Raw genomic sequence first — 19319 nt, 5'->3', positions numbered from 1 at the left:
GTGTATGGAGTATGAAAACATATTATGAGCAAGATGCAAATGTAGAGTTATTAAAAGGGAAAACAGTTGCGGTAATTGGCTATGGGTCTCAAGGTCATGCACAGGCGCAAAATTTACGCGATTCTGGTGTGGAAGTTGTAGTTGGTGTTCGACCTGGTAAGTCTTTTGAAGTAGCAAAAGCAGATGGATTTGAAGTAATGTCTGTTTCAGAAGCAGTTCGAACCGCGCAAGTTGTACAAATGTTACTGCCAGATGAACAGCAAGCTCATGTGTATAAAGCAGAGGTAGAAGAGAATCTTCGTGAAGGACAAATGTTACTTTTTTCACATGGATTTAACATTCACTTCGGCCAAATTAATCCGCCAAGTTACGTAGATGTAGCGATGGTTGCGCCAAAAAGTCCAGGTCATCTCGTTCGCCGTGTATTTCAAGAAGGAAATGGTGTTCCAGCATTAGTCGCAGTACATCAAGATGCAACAGGCACAGCGTTACATGTAGCACTTGCTTATGCAAAAGGTGTAGGTTGTACACGTGCAGGTGTAATTGAAACGACATTCCAAGAAGAAACAGAGACGGATTTGTTTGGTGAGCAAGCGGTACTTTGCGGAGGTGTAACTGCACTTGTGAAAGCTGGTTTTGAAACGTTAACAGAAGGCGGATATCGTCCTGAAATTGCATACTTCGAATGTTTACATGAATTAAAGTTAATTGTTGATTTAATGTACGAAGGTGGTTTAACGAACATGCGACATTCTATTTCCGATACGGCAGAGTTCGGAGATTATGTAACAGGATCGAGAATTGTTACAGATGAAACGAAGAAAGAAATGAAACGAGTACTTACAGAAATTCAGCAAGGTGAATTCGCGAAGAAATGGATTTTAGAAAACCAAGCTGGGCGTCCAACGTATAATGCGATGAAAAAAGCAGAGCAAAATCATCAGTTAGAAAAAGTAGGAGCAGAGCTTCGTGAAATGATGAGCTGGATTCATGCACCGAAAGAATTAGTAAAGAAATAGAGTAATAGATTGTAAGTGAAAAATACGTAAGAGGGGATTTGACAAGATGAGAAGTGACATGATTAAAAAAGGTTTTGATAAAGCGCCGCATCGTAGTTTATTAAAAGCAACTGGTTTGAAAGATGAAGATTTTGATAAACCGTTTATAGCTATTTGTAATTCTTTTATTGAAATTATTCCAGGTCATAAGCACTTAAATGAGTTTGGGAAACTTGTTAAAGAAGCAGTACGTGCAGCAGGCATGGTTCCATTTGAATTTAATACAATTGGAGTAGATGACGGTATTGCGATGGGGCATATCGGTATGCGCTATTCGCTTCCGAGTCGAGAAATCATTGCAGATTCAGTAGAAACGGTTGTAAATGCACACTGGTTTGATGGCATGATTTGTATTCCAAACTGTGACAAAATCACACCTGGTATGATGATGGCTGCACTACGTATTAATATTCCGACTGTGTTTGTTTCGGGCGGCCCGATGGCAGCAGGAAAAACATCTAAAGGAGAAGTTGTCGATTTAAGTTCTGTTTTCGAAGGAGTAGGAGCGTATCAATCTGGGAAAATTTCAGAAGAAGAATTAAAGGATATTGAAGATCATGGTTGTCCATCTTGTGGTTCTTGTTCCGGTATGTTTACAGCGAACTCTATGAACTGTTTATGTGAAGTATTAGGCTTAGCTCTTCCTGGTAACGGAAGTATTTTGGCTATTGATCCGAGGCGTGAGGAGTTAATTAAAGAAGCAGCAGAGAAATTAAAGGTTTTAATTGAAAGAGATATTAAACCGAGAGACATCGTAACAGAAGAAGCAATTGATGATGCGTTCGCGCTTGATATGGCGATGGGCGGTTCAACAAATACAGTGTTACATACATTAGCACTCGCACATGAGGCAGGACTAGATTATGATATGAGCCGTATTGATGCTGTTTCAAGGCGTGTACCACATTTATGTAAAGTAAGCCCTGCTTCTAATTGGCATATGGAAGATATTGACCGCGCGGGCGGGATTAGTGCAATTTTGAAAGAGATGAGCCGAAAAGAAGGGGTACTTCATTTAGATCGTATTACTGCTACGGGGCAGACGTTAAGAGAGAACATTGCTCATGCAGAGATTAAAGATAAGGAAGTTATTCATTCTCTTGAAAACCCTCATAGTGAAGAAGGTGGATTACGTATATTAAAAGGAAACCTTGCGAAGGATGGGGCAGTTATTAAAAGTGGGGCAACTGAAGTAAAACGATTTGAAGGACCATGCGTTATTTTTAATTCACAAGATGAGGCGCTTGCCGGCATTATGCTTGGGAAGGTTAAAAAAGGAGATGTAGTTGTTATTCGTTATGAAGGACCAAGAGGCGGTCCTGGTATGCCGGAAATGTTAGCACCAACGTCAGCGATTGCTGGCATGGGATTAGGTGCAGATGTTGCGTTGTTAACCGATGGTCGTTTCTCTGGTGCTTCACGTGGTATTTCAGTAGGGCATATTTCGCCAGAAGCAGCTGCGGGCGGAACGATTGCACTTCTTGAACAAGGGGATATCGTTTGTATCGATGTTGAGGAAAGGTTGTTAGAAGTAAGAATTAGTGATGAAGAATTAGATAAGCGTAAAAAAGAATGGAAACGACCAGAACCGAAAGTGAAAACGGGATGGCTTGGGCGCTACGCACAAATGGTAACGTCGGCGAATACAGGTGCAGTCTTAAAAGTCCCAAATTTTGATTGAGCCAATATAAAAGAGATAAGGATGATATGAAATGGTGCAAAAGGTAAAGGAGAGAGTGAAAATTGAAGATATCTTAATGGCTCATAATTGCATGAAGGATATCGTTATTAAAACACCGTTACAACGTGATACAGTTTTATCTGAGAAATATGATTGTGACGTTTATGTAAAACGAGAAGACTTACAATTAATTCGCTCTTTCAAAATTCGTGGTGCGTATAATCTAATTCAAAGTTTACCGAAAGTGCAATTACAAAACGGTGTTGTTTGTGCAAGTGCTGGTAATCATGCGCAAGGAGTAGCTTATACGTGTAATTTATTAAAGATTCCGTCAAAAATTTTCATGCCGACGACGACACCTAAACAAAAAGTGTCACAAGTACAATTTTTCGGTGGTGATTTCGCAGAGATTGTATTGGTTGGTGATACATTCGATAGCTCTTTCCAAGAAGCGCAGCGTTATTGTGAAGAGAATAGAATGACATTTGTTCATCCGTTTGATGATCCGTACGTAGTTGCTGGTCAAGGGACAGTGGCAGTTGAAATTATGCATGATATGGAGAAACCGGTTGATTATATCTTTACAGCAATTGGTGGTGGTGGATTAGCATCAGGTGTTGGTACATATGTGAAAGGTGTTAGTCCTGCTACACAGGTCATTGGGGTAGAGCCAATGGGAGCTGCATCTATGAAAGAGGCTTTTCTTCAAAATGATAATGTCGCATTGGAGAAAATAGATAGTTTTGTTGATGGGGCAGCGGTTAAAAAGGTAGGAAAGTTAACATTTGAAACTTGTAAAGATGTAATTGATGACATTGTTTTAGTACCAGAGGGAAAGGTTTGTACGACGATTTTAGAACTGTATAAGAAAAATGCGATTGTAGCTGAACCAGCTGGTGCACTCTCTATTGCAGCGCTTGATTTATACAGAGATGAAATAAAAGGTAAAACAGTTGTTTGTACGCTAAGTGGTGGAAATAATGATATTGATAGAATGCAAGAAATGAAAGAACGATCTCTCATTTATGAAGGATTAAAGCATTATTTCATCATTGAATTCCCACAGCGTTCAGGTGCGTTAAGAGAATTTCTTGATAAAGGATTAGGGCCAGAAGATGATATTACTCGCTTTGAGTATATTAAGAAACATAATAAGGAAAATGGTCCAGCATTAGTCGGAGTAGAATTAAAACATAAAGAAGATTACGAGCAGTTAATTACCCGTTTTAAAGAAAATAACATTCAATTTATGGAGCTTAATAAAAATCCTGTTTTGTTTGATTTGCTTATTTAATAGAAGGAAAGAGTTAGCACCCAAATAAAAAAGATAGATACAAGCGGGGAAATATAATGCTTGTTCTATCTTTTTTATAGTTAAACTAGATATTCATTAAATTCAAGAAGAATAAAGCTAGCTAACCAAAAGAGTATTGCAATACGAATGATTACATACATAGTAAATTCAAAGGGAGAAAGGTTTCTCTCTCGCTTTATTTTTTTTAATAGTCTCACAGAATAAAAGGAACATAAAAGCAGGATTGCTATAGAAATTTTATAGATATTTTCTAAGAGAACTATATTTTCTAATAAGCTCTTTAGCATATTCATCACCTATTCTCTAATGTATGTTACAGAGAAATGGATCTTGTACTGTTTAGTGGCGTTTATTTATTATTTTCCCTGTATCATCAATTTCTACATCGGTTGAAACTTCTTGTAAATATTGTAGAGCTTTTTTCTTTTCTTCCTCATTTACAGGGGAAACTTGGTTGTTACGGATGATATAAGGATTGAATGACATTTGGACATCCTTTCCTTTAAAAGTTAAAGTTAATACACCAGTTTCAGCACTTTTTCCGTTCACATAACTTGGGAATAAAAAGTTTCCTAATGAGTAAGCGACAGGAACGTTATTATAATATTCAAACCCTTGTAACCAATGTGGATGACTTCCGACAATCGCGTCGGCTCCTGCTGTAACCATTTTATTTACATATTGTTTTTGATAATCTACCGGACGATTTGATTTTTCGACACCCCAATGCATATAGACAATTAAATAGTCTGCATCTTTCTTTTGCTCTTTAATTGTTTTTGTTACAAGATTTAAATCATACCCGTTCGCAACGCCAGGTTTATTGTCATCAGCTACCCAAGTAAAATCAGGCATAAATCGGACGAATGAAAGGAATTTGAATTTTTTTCCTTTTACAGTCATTTCTCGTGCAGTATATGTGTCTTTTGCATTTTTTCCGGCTCCAATGTAAGGGAACTTTGATTTTTCTACGTAAGAGATTGTATCTAGTAATCCCTCTTGTCCGTAATCAAGTGTATGATTATTCCCGATATTTACGATGTCATAACCGGTGTTTTTTATAGCTTGAAGCGTGGATGGATCACTTTTAATCCAAAACAGTTGTCCAGGAGCTTTTTTTTCTCTCGTTGTAAATGCAGACTCTAAATTAACGAAAGAAATATCAGCTTTTGTTATTTCTTCTTTTACATGCTGGAATGGATAATCAGCCCCGTTTTTTTCGATTACCGGACGTAATTGCCAATCGAACATTGTATCACCAGAAAAGGTGAGGGTAATTTCTGGGTCTTCTATTTTCTTTTCTCTCGTTGAAGCAGTTTTGCTAGATTTGTTTTGGAAATCGGGTTTGTCTTTCGCTTTTGAAGTAAAAGAGTGGTTAATTAATACAACAATTGGCGTAATGCAAAAGGCTATTAACAAAAATCGTTTTAGTAAAGTTTTCATAAATACCTTCCCTTTTGAGTTTATCCCGCAATTAAATTAGCAATGAGTCTATAAAAAGTAATTGGTTTATGTACAGATATAAAAAATGCGGTTTATGTATTGAAAAAACATTTGTTAATATTCTCAATATTAAGTTAACATATAGATAACCTGTAAATCAATGAATAAACCAAAATATAGAAATAAAGAATTCGAAGGGTGAAGAATGAGAAATGGTTATATTAGGAGCAGTTGTAAATGGGATTTGCATTATATTTGGTACTTTACTAGGTAAATTATTTAGTAGAATACCAGAAAGTATGAAGGGAACAATTATGCATGCAATCGGTTTAGCGGTTACTGTACTTGGACTTCAAATGGCATTGAAAAGTGAAAATTTTCTTGTTGTCATACTAAGTTTAGTAATTGGTACCGTCATCGGGGAATGGTTACAATTAGAGGGAAAGTTAAAACAGTTAGGAGATTGGCTAGAAAATAAAGTTGGATCGAAAGGGAAAGGGAGCATATCAGAAGGTTTTGTAACAGCTACTTTAATATTTGCAATTGGCGCGATGGGGATACTTGGTGCACTCGACAGTGGAATTCGCGGAAATCATGATATTTTATTTACAAAGGCAATTATCGATGGATTCATTTCTATTATATTAACGACAACTTTAGGAATTGGCGTAGTATTTTCAGCGATTCCCGTTATTTTATATGAGGGTGGTATTGCAATTTTTGCAACACAAATTAATAGTTTGGTCCCGAAGGAATTAATGAATCAATTTATAGTAGAAATGACAGCTACAGGTGGTATTATGATAGCCGCTATTGGATTGAACTTGCTTAGTATTATTAAAATCAAGGTGGCAAATTTACTTCCAGGTATATTGGTAGTGGGTGTAATTGTTTCAATTATTTATGGTTACGGTTTGTTAGTAAATTAGTAGAGGATGGAAATACATATGGAGGAGTTTCAATTTACAAAACGTGTGCATAACATATTGGAGATTGCAGCAGAAGAGGCAGAATGTAATATCATTCAACCAGTTCATTTGTTTATTGGCATGTGTAAAGAAGGTACTGGCATTTGTGGCGAGTTGTATATGTATTTGTTCCGTAATATGGGTACGGATTTTTCAGAAAAATTTTCATTACGAAAACAATATGATTTAACGGATCAAGATTATAAAAAAATAGGACAATATAAATTATCCCATAAGACGCTAGAAATTTTACAAATAGCGAAAAAACGTATGGAACGTTTTCAGCAAGTAATAATTAATGAAGGACATGTTATATATGCATTATTTCGTGTAAATCCAGTTATTGAAAATGCACAGATGCAAAGAGATATATTACGTATTATAGCTGAGCCAAGAGATTTAGCAGTCGATTTAAAAAGTTTTGTTCCTATTTATAATGATTTAACTTGTACTGTTAGAAAGGCTAACGCTTCTGATCTTGAACAATTAGCAATTTTTGTTGAAGCAGAATTTGGTGAACGGTGGTTACATTCGATAGAATATGGATTTCGTACATATAAAGAAAACTTACCTATTTATATAGCAGAGCAAGAAGAAGTGATAGTAGGTTTCGCTTGTTATGATGTAGTGAGAGGAAAGAAAGGATTGTTTGGTCCAATGGGCACGGCGAAACAAAATCGTGTGAAAGGTGTAGGGAAGCAATTGTTACATTGTAGTCTGCATAGTATGAAGCAAGAGGGTTATGAATATGCAATTATTGGGCAAGCGGGCCCAATTGAGTTTTATGAGAGATGTTGTAATGCACGTTTAATACCGATCATGGATTATTAACCAACTTCATTTAGGTGGAGTTGGTTTTATTATGAAAAAAATGTGGGAATGTAGTGATTTTTATTAGAAAATAGCGGGTTTTGTAGTAAATCTTACAAATAAAGCAAATTACTAAACTTTTTATAAGAAAGGGTGTAGAATGGGTATCTAAAGAAAGAAGGTGTGAAAATGGCCAGCTGGAAACGAAATTTAATGATTTGTTGGCTAGGTTGTTTTACCACTGCAGCCGGTATGAGTTTAGTAATTCCTTTTTTATCTTTTTATATTGAGGAATTAGGGGTGACTGGCACTTCTAGTATTGCACAGTGGTCGGGACTTGCATTTGGTGTAACATTTTTAATGGGTGCGATCGTATCACCAATATGGGGAAAGCTTGGTGATATACATGGACGGAAATTGATGCTAATTCGTGCTAGCCTTGGTATGGCGATTATTATGACGCTTATGGGGTTTGTAACGGATGTATATCAACTAGTCGCACTAAGATTTTTGATGGGAGCAGTATCTGGTTTCCTTTCAACAGCGATGACATTTATTGCAGCAGAAACTCCGCAAGAGCATTCAGGTTGGGCGATCTCCACAATTTCAACTGGTGGCGTGAGCGGTTCTTTACTTGGACCGTTACTTGGAGGTTATTTATCTGAGTTAATTGGAATGCGTCATGTTTTTCTTGTTACAGGAGCTTTTTTATTCCTTTCCTTTCTCATCGTTTTTTTCTTTCTACATGAAGAAAATCACTCTGCTCAAGCAAAAAAAGTACAAACGAAAAAAGTATGGACGATGGTTCCAGCTAAACATTTGATTATTAGTTTGTTTGTCACAACATTTATTATTCAACTTGCTAATATGTCTGTTCAGCCAATTGTTACATTGTACGTGAAAAATTTAGTTGGTCCTCAAACGGCGCATATTGAAACAATTGCAGGCGCCGTTATGTCAGCGACAGGATTAGCTGTTATTTTGGCAGCACCAAGATTAGGACGATTATCAGATCATATCGGTCCTCAAAAAACGTTAGTTGTAGCGTTGTTTGCTGCAGGAATTATTTTTATCCCGCAAGCATTTGTAACCTCAGCTTGGCAACTATTAATTCTTAGATTTTTATTAGGTATTGCACAAGCAGGATTATTACCTTCCGTACAAACTCTACTAAAACAACATACACCAACTCATGTAACGGGACGAATATTTGGATATAATCAATCGTTTCAGTTTTTAGGAAATATGATTGGACCAGTACTTGGTGGACAAATTGCAGCACATGCAGGGTTTCAATATGTTTTCTTCTCTACATCATCACTATTGTTTATTGCGTGTATTTGGGTTTATTTTCATAATAAGAACGAAGAGGTATCAGAGAAACGACATTTGGAAGTTAGTTAACTAAGTGAATAAAAAAGGATGAAGCAATGATTGCTTCATCCTTTTCTTTAAAATGTAAGACATAGGTAGCTTAATGTACCAAGCTCATAACTACGGTGAATGACTTCACCGCTATTTTCACCACTTCCCATAGCGATAAATAAAGGAACAAAATGCTCTGCTCTTGGTACTGCTAATTGTGCATGAGGCGCATTGTTTTCCCAATTAAACAACGCATCTTTATCGTTAGTCTGCATATGTTTTATAATCCAATCATCAAATTCAATTGCCCATTGTTCGGGTGTAGTTTGATTCCATTTCAGTGCTCGTAAGTTATGAACGGTAACACCACTACCGATTACTAAAATATCTTCCTGTCCAAGTCCTTTTAATGCTTCTCCAATCTTAAATTGTTCTTTTGCAGAAAGGAATGGATTTACTGATATTTGGACGACAGGAATATTTGCTTCTGGATACATACGGTGCAATAGTGTCCATGAGCCGTGATCTAAACCTCTCGTCATATTATGATGGACTGGAATACCTTTGTTTTTAAACTTTGTTTCTAACATAGATGCAATGCTAGAAGAACCTTTTGCACGATACTTAATTTCATATAACTCTGGAGGAAAACCTCCAAAATCATAAATTGTTTCATATTCGTTATCTGATGAGGAAATCGTTAATACTTCACTTTCCCAGTGAGCAGTGAAAATAACAATTGCTTTCGGTTTATATGTTTCTCCAAGTGTTTTTAAAAAACTTGTATAATCTGTATCTTGAATAGCGAGCATTGGTGAACCATGTGCTAAAAATAGTGATGGCATCATAGTAAAAACCTCCTAAAACCATATAGTTACTTTATGTAAGTAACTATATGGTTTTATAGACGTTTCGTCAACATAAATGGTTTGACAGCTAATCGGAAAAGGTAGGCATTTGTCATAATGAAAGCAATTGCATATAATACATAATAAGAATAATGAATAGATATTCATTTTTGAGATACATAATAGAGTTGGGGGCTGACGAAATGAACGTACAGGAAAGTTTCGTTACGGCATTGGATGAATCAGAAATTTATTTACGCAAGTGGTTACCAGAATGTGAACCGAAAGGGATTATTCAAATTGCACATGGTATGACAGAACATGCAGGTGTTTATACAGACTTTATTGATGCGTTATTAGAAGCAGGGTATGGTGTTTATGCGCATGATCATAAAGGCCATGGGAAAACAGTAAAAAGAGAAGAAGACTATGGTCATTTTGAACCGGATATAGGGTGGAATCAGGTTGTGTCTGATGTGATCTTTGTTTCGGAAATGATAAAAGAAGAGCAGTCATGTCCATTATTTTTACTTGGCCATAGTATGGGATCTTTCCTATCAAGACGAGCTGTGCAACTTAGAGGCGAACTATATGATGGATTCCTTATTTCAGGAACTGGTGGAAACCCAGGGTTCTTAGGAGTCATTGGTCATAAAGTAGCGACAATTGAGATGAAATTACGCGGGACAAAAACGAAAAGTCCGATGCTAAACTTTTTATCTTTCGGAAATTTCAATTCGCACTTTAAACCAAATCGCACAAAATTTGATTGGTTATCTTCAGATAACAGTCAAGTAGATAAATATATTGCGGATCCATTATGTGGATTCATTTGTACGACTAGTTTTTATCGAGAATTATTTTCTGGTGTGTTAGAAGTAAATAAACTAGAAGAGTTTAAGAAAACACCGCAAAACCTTCCAATACATATTTTTTCAGGAGATTGTGATCCTGTTGGAGATATGGGAAAAGGTGTAAAAGAAGTATATGAAAATTATAAAAAATGTGGCGTAAAAGATGTAACGCTGCGTCTATATGAAAATGGAAGACATGAAATGTTCCATGAAGTGAATAGAGAAGAAGTATTTCAAGATTTGATTTCGTGGTTAGAAGAACATAATAAATGAGAATGAAAGCTAAGTCCAGACTGTTTATAGTTTGGACTTTTTGTTTGTAGGTGTTGCAAGTATTTACTGATGTAGTGTTCATGTCATTTTTACATATTTGAAGATAGGTTATATTCTATATAATTAAATAAATAGAAAGCCTTGTGCAAATGAGGAGATAAATGTATAAAATTAATAATCAAACTTTTTATAAAGCAACAGAGGCCATTCATAATAGTAGTATAATAGTGAATGAGGTGTTAATAGAATGGAAGATAAAACATTAGGTTTACTATTAGATGTTGTTGGGGAATTATTTTCAGATGAAATTTCAATTGCTGTATCGAATACGAAAGAATATATATACTATCGGCCAAGTAAACGAATTGATTTAAAGATTAGTGTCGGTGATCCTATAAAGGAAGGAACGATTGCTCATAAAGCAATGGTGACAAACCAAAAAACCTCTGAGTTTATGAATCGGGATGTTTTTGGTATTCCTTATCATGGTATGGCCGTACCATTCTCAAACAATGGAAAGCTTGAAGGTTGCGTGACAGCCATTTATCCAGCTTTAACGGACGGAAAATCAGTCGTTACTTTAAAAATAACGGACGGCTGGATTCCGGTTCCTTTTTCAAAAGTCATGTATTTAGAGGCAAAAGATAAAAAGACGTATGTAAATGCAGAAGAGTTAACAGGGACACATAAATACTCGTTACAAGAATTCGAATACTTACTTCCGAAAGATTCATTTATTAGATGCCACCGTTCCTTTATTGTAAATGTGAATCATATTCAAGCGATTTATCCTGATACGCATTCTACTTTTTTACTTTCTATGGATAATGGAGAGAGGGTTCCAGTTAGTCAATCATACGCTAGTTATTTTCGTAAACTTCTAGGATTCTAAATTATTCTGCTTTAGAGACTAGATTCGCTGTTTTGTCTGAATTTTTGCCATTGTATACTGAAATCCCTATTTAGATACTGTTAAAGTGTAAAATAATTATGAATATTCATAGGGAGAGGGATTACATATGGAGAATAATTTGGATAGAATTAGGGATGAACGTCTGAAAGATCGCGTAGTTACACCTGAAGAAGCAGCTTCATGGATTGAAAGTGGAATGACTTTAGGCTTAAGTGGGTTTACACGTGCAGGTGATGTAAAAGCAGTCCCATTTGCGCTTGTAAACCGAGTTAAGAATGATACATCTTTTAAAGTAAATGTTTATACTGGTGCCTCTTTAGGTTCTGATGTAGATAAATTATTTGCGGAAGCAGGAATTTTAGGGAAAAGATTGCCTTTCCAAGCTGATGCGACTATGCGAAAAGGAATTAATAACGGAGATTTTTTATTTGTGGACCAGCACTTATCTCATACATCAGAGTTACTTCGCGCTGACGTTATGGATGTAGATTTTGCTATTTTGGAAGCGGTTGCGATTACTGAAGATGGCATGATTATTCCAACAACTTCAATAGGAAATTCTTTAGCGTTTTCTTTAAATGCTAAGTCCATTATTATTGAAATGAATATGGCTCAATCCACGCAGTTAGAAGGACTGCATGATTTATATGAACCAGGTAAACAAGGAGAAAGACTTCCAATTCCAATTGTGAAAACGGATGATCGAATTGGAACGATTGGCATTCCAATCGATGTTGAAAAGGTGAAAGGGATTGTGTTTACGAACCAATTAGACTCACCATCGACAATTGTTCCTCCGGATGAAGAAACTGTTATTATGGCACAGCATTTAATAGAGTTCCTTCGAAAAGAAGTCGAAGTAGGCCGATTAACAAATCGTTTAGCACCGTTACAATCAGGAATTGGCTCAGTGGCTAATGCTGTTCTTCATGGAATGTTAGATTCGGAGTTTGAAGATTTAGAAGTGTATTCTGAAGTTTTACAAGATGCGGTCTTTGATCTTATGGATGCTGGAAAAGTCAATTTTGCTTCATGCTGTTCAATCACACTCTCTGAGGAGAAAATGCAAAAAGTATTTTCCAACTTTGAAAAGTATCGTGACAAATTAATGATGCGCCCGCAAGAGATTTCTAATCATCCTGAAATCATTCGTCGCCTCGGATTAATCTCGATTAATACTGCTTTAGAATTAGATATATACGGAAATGTGAACTCTACTCACGTTTTAGGCACAAAAATGATGAATGGTATCGGTGGTTCTGGTGATTTTGCGAGAAATGCTCGCCTAGCTATCTTTGTTACGAAATCGATTGCGAAAGGTGGCAACATTTCAAGTATCGTTCCTTTTGTTTCACATGTGGACCATACGGAACACGATGTAGATGTTATCGTCACTGAACAAGGGTATGTTGATCTAAGAGGACTGGCCCCAAGAGAAAGAGTGGAATTAATTATCGAGAATTGCGCACATCCAATGTATCGTGATCAGCTAAGAGCTTATTACGAAGAAGCTAAAACGAGAGGTGGACAAACTCCTCATGTTTTAGAAAAAGCTTTTTCTTGGCATACGAATTATGCTAAAAATGGAACAATGCTTGAGGCGGTAGTAGAAACTGTATAGGTGTGTATCGTTAGAAATAGTAAAACGAAAGATTGAGTTTGAAAAAAAATTTAGAAGAAGAAAACGCCAACTTTCAAAGATGGCGTTTTTTCCTTTAAATACATTGTTACAGGCCGTACTGATTATAATAAAGATTTATGAAAATAAGAGGGTTTTTTAATTACTTTTCGAATCATTTTAATAGTTTACATATCGAAGGTGAGGAGAAAGAATCATGAAGATAAGAGAAGCGTTATTAAGTGAAGCAAATGAATTAAGTGAACTCGCACTACAATCAAAAGCGACGTGGGATTATAGTGAAGAATTCATACTTGCCTGTAAGGAAGATTTAACTATTACAGAAGAGTATATAAATAATAATTTTGTATATGTTTTTGAAAACGATAATACGAAGATTGGATTTTTCTCATTTTTACGTAATGATAAAGCTCTCGATTTCCTGTACATTCATCCTCGTTACAAAGGGAAAGGCTACGGGAAAATAATGTGGAAGTATGTAATAGAAAAAGCAAATGAACTAGGCTTAAAAAGTTTTACGATTGATAGTGATCCGAATGCAAAAGGATATTACTTGAAAATGGGCGCACAGTTAATCGGAGAGACACCATCAACGGTCTTTAAGGATCGTTTACTGCCTCTTTTGAAATATGATGTGTAAAACTATTAATAGTAGGGGAAGATTAGAGTGGATGATGTAAAGGAAAAAAGAATATATGAAGCATTAATAAGATCGTGGTCGATTGAAACAAGTTCAAAGTGGACGACTGAGAATCCAGCAAAGGGACAGTGTGGTGTAACGGCTTTGGTCGTTCAAGACATATACGGAGGAGAGATTAAAAAGACAAAAGTAAGAGAGGCGTGGCACTTTTATAACTTTATAGATGGACAGAGGTTTGATTTTACAGAGGCTCAATTTAATGAAAAACTGAATTATATGGATATAGAATCAAATCGAGAAGAAGCATTTGCAGATACAAATGAAAAACAATATTGCATGTTGAAGAAAAAGATAACGAAAGAATTGAAATTATCTTTTGACTCTTAATCTTTAATAAGTTACTATAATGGTGGTAACTTATTAAAGGGAACTTCATAGAGTTGAAAGGGGAAATACTTTTGAAAACAACTTATGTAAACGCTACAATCGTAACGATGAATGAACAAAATGAAGTGATAGAAAATGGATATATCATTGTAGAAAATGATCAAATTATAGATGTGAAGAGCGGAGAATTCGCTAATGATTTTGAAGTAGATGAAGTAATTGACATGAAAGGAAAATGGGTTTTGCCAGGGCTTGTCAATACACATACACACGTTGTAATGAGTCTCTTAAGAGGTATTGGTGATGATATGTTATTACAGCCGTGGCTTGAGACAAGAATTTGGCCACTTGAAAGTCAATTTACTCCAGAACTTGCGGTTGCTAGTACGGAATTAGGATTACTTGAAATGGTGAAAAGTGGTACAACATCTTTCTCTGATATGTTTAATCCAATTGGAGTAGATCAAGATGCAATTATGGAAACGGTATCAAGGAGCGGGATGCGAGCTGCTGTTTCAAGAACTTTATTTAGCTTCGGAACGAAAGAGGATGAAAAGAAAGCAATTGAAGAAGCTGAGAAATATGTGAAGCGTTACTATAACGAAAGTGGTATGTTAACTACGATGGTTGCACCGCATAGTCCATATACATGCAGTACAGAACTGTTAGAAGAGTGTGCACGTATTGCAGTAGAAAATCAAACGATGGTTCATATTCACCTTTCCGAAACAGAGCGTGAAGTACGTGATATTGAAGCGCAGTACGGAAAACGTCCAGTAGAATATGCGGCAAGTTGCGGATTGTTTAAACGACCAACAGTGATTGCACACGGTGTAGTATTAGATGACAATGAGCGTGCATTTTTAGCGGAACATGACGTTCGAGTAGCTCATAATCCGAATAGTAATTTAAAACTAGGGTCTGGTATAGCGAATGTAAAAGCGATGTTAGAAGCAGGAATGAAAGTAGGAATTGCAACAGATAGTGTTGCATCTAACAATAATTTAGATATGTTTGAAGAAATGCGCATAGCGACTTTACTACAAAAAGGTATTCACCAAGATGCAACAGCGTTACCGGTTGAAACAGCTCTTACACTTGCAACTAAAGGAGCGGCTGAAGTAATCGGCATGAAACAAACAGGATCACTTGAGGTTGGAAAGTGCGCTGATTTCATTACAATTGATCCGTCTAATAAGCCCCATTTACAACCAGCAGATGAAGTATTATCGCATCTTGTATATGCTGCTAGTGGAAAAGATATAAGCGATGTAATTATTAACGGAAAACATGTCGTTTGGAATGGCGAATGTAAAACGTTAGATGAAGAGCGTATTATATTTGAAGCAAGTCGATATAAACGAGGTTTGCAAAGATAGGTATTTTCAGGATGTGGAGAAAGTCTTCTCCACATCCTGTTTTTGTGTCTGAACCTTTTTATTAATAAAAAGAAGTTAAGAATTTAGATAAAATCATTAGTTTCAAAAATCCTTTACATCATAATGATTATTTAAAGGATTTTGATGTTTCTTATTCTTTTGTCGCGTTGACCCATTTAATAATGTCCTGAATTACGTATTTAGGAATATTAGCAGGGATTTCATATTCACTAGGAAGACTTAATTCCCCATCACCCTCTGTGAAGAAATGATTCAATTTTGGGTATTCATTGAACTGAACATTCCTGCGGTTTGAAAGCCCTTCCTGCCATTTTGTATATTCATTTTTTACTGTTACTTGATAATCGCGTGCTCCTTGCAGAATCAGTAAAGGTTCTTTTCGTGATCTTGCCTCTTCAACAGGACGCCACCTAGAAACATCATACATAAAATGAGGCGATCCCAAATTGTAGCCAGTTGGAGGATGCTCAGGATTGAACGTAGGGTCTTGGATAAAAGCGAACTGTCTTTTTAGTTCATCGATTACTTCCTTTGACGCCCCTAGGTATTGATTCTGATCAATGGCAATGTCAGTCAAGGGGCGTGCAGGTGGTGCGAGTAAGATACTTCCTCTAACAAGTGAAGAAGGTGATTTGCTTAGTATACGTGGCATTGCGCCAGCTCCTAGACTATGTCCAAGAATGAAAATATTATTTGGATCAATGCCTTCCTGCTGCGCTGCTGATTTTGCTGCATATATTGCATCATCTGTAGTATCACGGTCTAACGTAACAGGTTCTGCACTCATCTTTAATGCGTGTTCTAAGGTACGTTTTTCATAGCGCAACACTGCAATTCCGTTGGATGAAAGGCCCACCGCAAGATCGCGTAAGATTTTTGTTCCCATATATGTGCTATCGCGATCATGGATGCCAGCACCATGAACAAGAACAACTACGGGTAGCTTTTCACCAGGCTTATGTTTCGGAACCGTTAATGTCGCTGGTAACGGATAGGTGGAATTTCCGATGACGATTTCACGTTCTTGATAAGAGTCAGGTTGATCATAGCTAGGATGCGGGATGGTATATGATTCCTTGGGAGGCCTTTCTCCAATTTCATCTACTTTCCCGCCAGGTGTAAATTTAAGGAGTAGCGGTATGGTAGTTCCTTCGATAACTGCTGGCATTTCCACCGTCTGATGGACTAAGTTTCGTTCTTTTATCACGGGGGGCCCCATGCTTTTTATACCGCTCCAGCCACTCTGTGTCCACCAGTTTTGTAATGTGTTTGCTGTAAACTTGGATTGAAAAGCAGCAGACGTCAACTGAAGTGCCTCTGCATATTTATCTTGCTGGAGATATTCAAAAAATAATGAGGTACGCTCCGTTAAAGAGACTCGTTTTTTTTCTACAGATGGTTCCTCATGTGTATTTGCGTGAATAGCTGTTGTAAGCGGAAAAGATGAAATGCCTAAAGAAAAGAGCAGGGTAAAGGAAAGTATTGATTTTTGTATTTTCTTTTTTTTATTCATGTTTTAACCTCCAATATGTGATGGTGAAAAATAGGTATGATAAATTAAGGTTCTGTTGTAACAACGTCTAAACCATTGATATGTTCATCTAAAACCAACAGTTCTGGTTTTGTCGTAATCGCTCTAGTAACTCCTAATCTCTCTTTCTTCACTTTATATTTTGACTATACGAAACAAAGTTCTCGTTTTTCTTACTTGATCCTTACAAAATCCTTAAGTGTATAAGATTTGTAAAATATCACTTGCTACTTGACCTGAATTTCAAAAAAAAGCGGCATTTCTTAATGGAGATAAAAAAATATCCCAACCAAACTGTACCTATATGTCTATTAAGTTAATTATGGGGGGATTTATATGAAACAGAAGAAAAGTTAAAGCAAAAAGGGAGGTATACAATAGGAGATGTTTTTTAAACTTGAGCGAACAGCGTAGATTATACATTCAATCTTTAGTGATCCTTTTTAAAAGGGTCACTTTTTTCTTGAACGAATAAATATTCAAAAGAATGTCGCATCTTTCTGTTCATATTTCTGCTATAATATATAACGCTTTATAATATTTTATATTTAAGGAGAACAACTCATGAAGCGAAAAAAGAGCCATTTAATGGTAATGGCACTTGTTACATCTTTATTATTAACAGCTTGTAATAATAAGGAAAATAAAAGTGATAAAGAGGCAAAAAAACAAGTATTAAATGTAACAGTATCAGAAGAAATTCCTTCTCTTGATACAGTGAAAACGATGGATGGTACGTCAGCGCACGTTATGCAGAACATATTTGAAGGGTTGTATGTATTAGATGATCAAGATCAGCCGATTCCAGCAGTAGCAAAATCGTTTAAAAGAAGTGAAGATGGTAAAAAATATACATTTGATTTGCGTAAAGATGCAAAATGGTCAAATGGAGACAATGTGACAGCAAATGATTTTATGTTTGCATGGAAACGTGCAATTAATCCTGAAACAGCGTCTCAATATGCGTATATGCTTTTTTACGTGAAAAATGCAAAAGAGATAAATAAGGGAACAGTGCCTCTTGCTGAACTTGGGGTTAAAGTTATAAATGATTATAAATTGGAAGTGGAACTTGAACAGCCAATCCCGTATTTTTTACAGTTGTTAGCGCTACCTATTTACTTACCACAGCATGAATCATTTTTGAAAGAACAAGGAAAGAATTATGCATTGGAACCTAGTAATCTCTTATATAACGGTCCATTTATATTAGAGAAATGGAAGCATGAACAAGAGTTTCAATTAAAGAAAAATGCCCCATATTGGGATGAAAAGAAAGTGAAATTAGACGAGATAAACTTTCAAATTGTAAAGGATACAATGACCGCTGTTAATTTATACGAAGCTGGTAATTTGGACCGGGTGCCTATTAATTCTCAATTTGTAGACAAGTATAAAGGGGATAAGGAGTTACATATGTCGAGCGAACCTGCAATTGCTATGCTACGTTTTAATGAAAAAAATAGTGCGTTAGCAAATAAGAAAGTGCGACAGGCTATTTCATTCGCGTTAAATAAAGAGGATTTCGTTGCTCATTTTATTAATAACGGAGCAAAACCTGCAACTGGGCTAGTACCAGTTGGGCATATCAATGAAGAAACGGGAAAAGATTTTAGGGAAGAAAACGGAAACCTTTCTTTATATGATGTACAAAGTGCGAAAAAAAATTGGGAAGAAGCGAAAAAAGAGCTTGGAGTAGAACAAGTAAACTTCGAGTTTTTAACATTTGAACAAGATAACGCAAAACGTATGGCAGAATATATAAAAGGTGATTTAGAAAAGAATTTACAAGGATTAACGATACAAATTAAACAACAGCCATTTAAGCAAAAATTACAGTTAGAACAAACAGGTGATTACGATATAACTATGGCAAATTGGGGACCCGACTATAAAGACCCAATTAGTTATTTAGAACTATTTACGACTGGTAATCAAAATAATAAAATGAATTATTCTAACCGTCACTACGATGAATTAATAAAGAAAGCGAAAAGCGATCTAGTATTAGATCAGAAGAAAAGATGGGAAGCATTGCAAGAGGCCGAGCGTATTCTATTAGGGGATGCTGCAGTCGCACCGCTTTATCAAATGGGCTCAGCTTACGTACAAAAGGATTATGTAAGAGGAATTGAAAAGCATCAATTTGGTGGTATTTATACTTATAAGAATGCTTATATTGCAAATGAATAAA

General features: G+C 36.1%; 17 protein-coding genes. 13 read left to right on the top strand and 4 right to left on the bottom strand.

The features are described from left to right. The first annotated feature begins 11 nt into the window (after positions 1-11). Genes ilvC through ilvA form a run of 3 tightly spaced genes read left to right on the top strand, consistent with a single transcriptional unit; the run spans position 12 to position 4033 of the window. A complete protein-coding gene (ilvC, locus tag QCI47_RS18845) occupies positions 12-1019 on the top strand; it encodes a ketol-acid reductoisomerase (protein WP_000861157.1) in 1008 nt (335 codons plus the stop codon). 46 nt (positions 1020-1065) lie between these two features. Beyond that, entirely contained in the window at positions 1066-2739 is a 1674-nt protein-coding gene (gene ilvD / locus QCI47_RS18840) for a dihydroxy-acid dehydratase (protein ID WP_001255807.1), read from the top strand. Between the two features lie 31 nt (positions 2740-2770). Next, positions 2771-4033: a threonine ammonia-lyase IlvA gene (gene ilvA, locus QCI47_RS18835; RefSeq protein ID WP_000250338.1), complete on the top strand. Its 1263-nt coding sequence runs from the start codon at positions 2771-2773 to the stop codon at positions 4031-4033. Positions 4034-4113: 80 nt separating this feature from the next. On the opposite strand, the gene QCI47_RS18830 is transcribed toward ilvA, so the two are convergent. Then, on the bottom strand, positions 4114-4341 hold the full coding sequence (locus QCI47_RS18830; RefSeq protein WP_000920264.1) for a hypothetical protein: 228 nt from the start codon (positions 4339-4341) through the stop codon (positions 4114-4116). A gap of 52 nt (positions 4342-4393) precedes the next feature. Beyond that, entirely contained in the window at positions 4394-5497 is a 1104-nt protein-coding gene (locus tag QCI47_RS18825; protein ID WP_309422663.1) for a CapA family protein, read from the bottom strand. A 212-nt stretch (positions 5498-5709) separates the two neighbouring features. Here QCI47_RS18825 and QCI47_RS18820 point away from each other — a divergent pair, with 212 nt between their 5' ends. From QCI47_RS18820 to QCI47_RS18810, 3 genes are all read left to right on the top strand, one after another. Beyond that, complete coding sequence (locus QCI47_RS18820) at positions 5710-6426, top strand: DUF554 domain-containing protein (protein ID WP_000236043.1); 717 nt, start codon at positions 5710-5712, stop codon at positions 6424-6426. An 18-nt stretch (positions 6427-6444) separates the two neighbouring features. After that, on the top strand, positions 6445-7296 hold the full coding sequence (locus QCI47_RS18815) for a GNAT family N-acetyltransferase (RefSeq protein WP_309422664.1): 852 nt from the start codon (positions 6445-6447) through the stop codon (positions 7294-7296). Positions 7297-7464: 168 nt separating this feature from the next. Continuing rightward, entirely contained in the window at positions 7465-8679 is a 1215-nt protein-coding gene (locus QCI47_RS18810) for a multidrug efflux MFS transporter (RefSeq protein WP_000179317.1), read from the top strand. Between the two features lie 47 nt (positions 8680-8726). Here QCI47_RS18810 and QCI47_RS18805 read toward each other — a convergent pair whose 3' ends face one another. Beyond that, a complete protein-coding gene (locus QCI47_RS18805) occupies positions 8727-9488 on the bottom strand; it encodes a DODA-type extradiol aromatic ring-opening family dioxygenase (RefSeq protein WP_000982933.1) in 762 nt (253 codons plus the stop codon). Positions 9489-9691: 203 nt separating this feature from the next. Here QCI47_RS18805 and QCI47_RS18800 point away from each other — a divergent pair, with 203 nt between their 5' ends. The 6 genes from QCI47_RS18800 (at position 9692) to QCI47_RS18775 (ending at position 15573) form a co-directional block, all read left to right on the top strand. Beyond that, the gene (locus tag QCI47_RS18800; RefSeq protein ID WP_262724102.1) at positions 9692-10615 is read left to right on the top strand and encodes an alpha/beta hydrolase; all 924 of its coding nucleotides are present in this window, start codon (positions 9692-9694) and stop codon (positions 10613-10615) included. Positions 10616-10862: 247 nt separating this feature from the next. Further along, entirely contained in the window at positions 10863-11507 is a 645-nt protein-coding gene (locus QCI47_RS18795; RefSeq protein WP_353811915.1) for a LytTR family DNA-binding domain-containing protein, read from the top strand. A gap of 127 nt (positions 11508-11634) precedes the next feature. Continuing rightward, positions 11635-13149, top strand: coding sequence for a succinyl-CoA:acetate CoA-transferase ScpC (locus tag QCI47_RS18790; protein ID WP_000429782.1), 1515 nt, complete (start codon positions 11635-11637; stop codon positions 13147-13149). Positions 13150-13363: 214 nt separating this feature from the next. Continuing rightward, complete coding sequence (locus QCI47_RS18785; RefSeq protein WP_000701911.1) at positions 13364-13807, top strand: GNAT family N-acetyltransferase; 444 nt, start codon at positions 13364-13366, stop codon at positions 13805-13807. A gap of 27 nt (positions 13808-13834) precedes the next feature. Then, positions 13835-14194 carry a YunG family protein gene (locus QCI47_RS18780; protein WP_000342916.1) on the top strand — a complete coding sequence of 120 codons (360 nt, stop codon included), beginning with the start codon at positions 13835-13837 and terminating at the stop codon, positions 14192-14194. Positions 14195-14247: 53 nt separating this feature from the next. Next, positions 14248-15573 carry a bifunctional S-methyl-5'-thioadenosine deaminase/S-adenosylhomocysteine deaminase gene (locus QCI47_RS18775; protein ID WP_001997220.1) on the top strand — a complete coding sequence of 442 codons (1326 nt, stop codon included), beginning with the start codon at positions 14248-14250 and terminating at the stop codon, positions 15571-15573. A gap of 151 nt (positions 15574-15724) precedes the next feature. On the opposite strand, the gene QCI47_RS18770 is transcribed toward QCI47_RS18775, so the two are convergent. Continuing rightward, positions 15725-17107 (bottom strand): alpha/beta hydrolase family protein, encoded by a 1383-nt coding sequence (locus tag QCI47_RS18770; protein ID WP_071742594.1) that lies wholly within the window; start codon positions 17105-17107, stop codon positions 15725-15727. Between the two features lie 582 nt (positions 17108-17689). On the opposite strand from QCI47_RS18770, the gene QCI47_RS18765 reads away from it, so the two are divergent. Continuing rightward, positions 17690-19318, top strand: a complete 1629-nt coding sequence (locus QCI47_RS18765) for a peptide ABC transporter substrate-binding protein (RefSeq protein WP_309422669.1) — start codon at positions 17690-17692, stop codon at positions 19316-19318. Position 19319 lies beyond the last annotated feature (1 nt).

The organism is Bacillus cereus group sp. RP29 (assembly GCF_040459765.1).
GTDB classification, from domain to species: domain Bacteria; phylum Bacillota; class Bacilli; order Bacillales; family Bacillaceae_G; genus Bacillus_A; species Bacillus_A paranthracis.
This window is presented reverse-complemented; position numbering and strand designations above follow the sequence as displayed.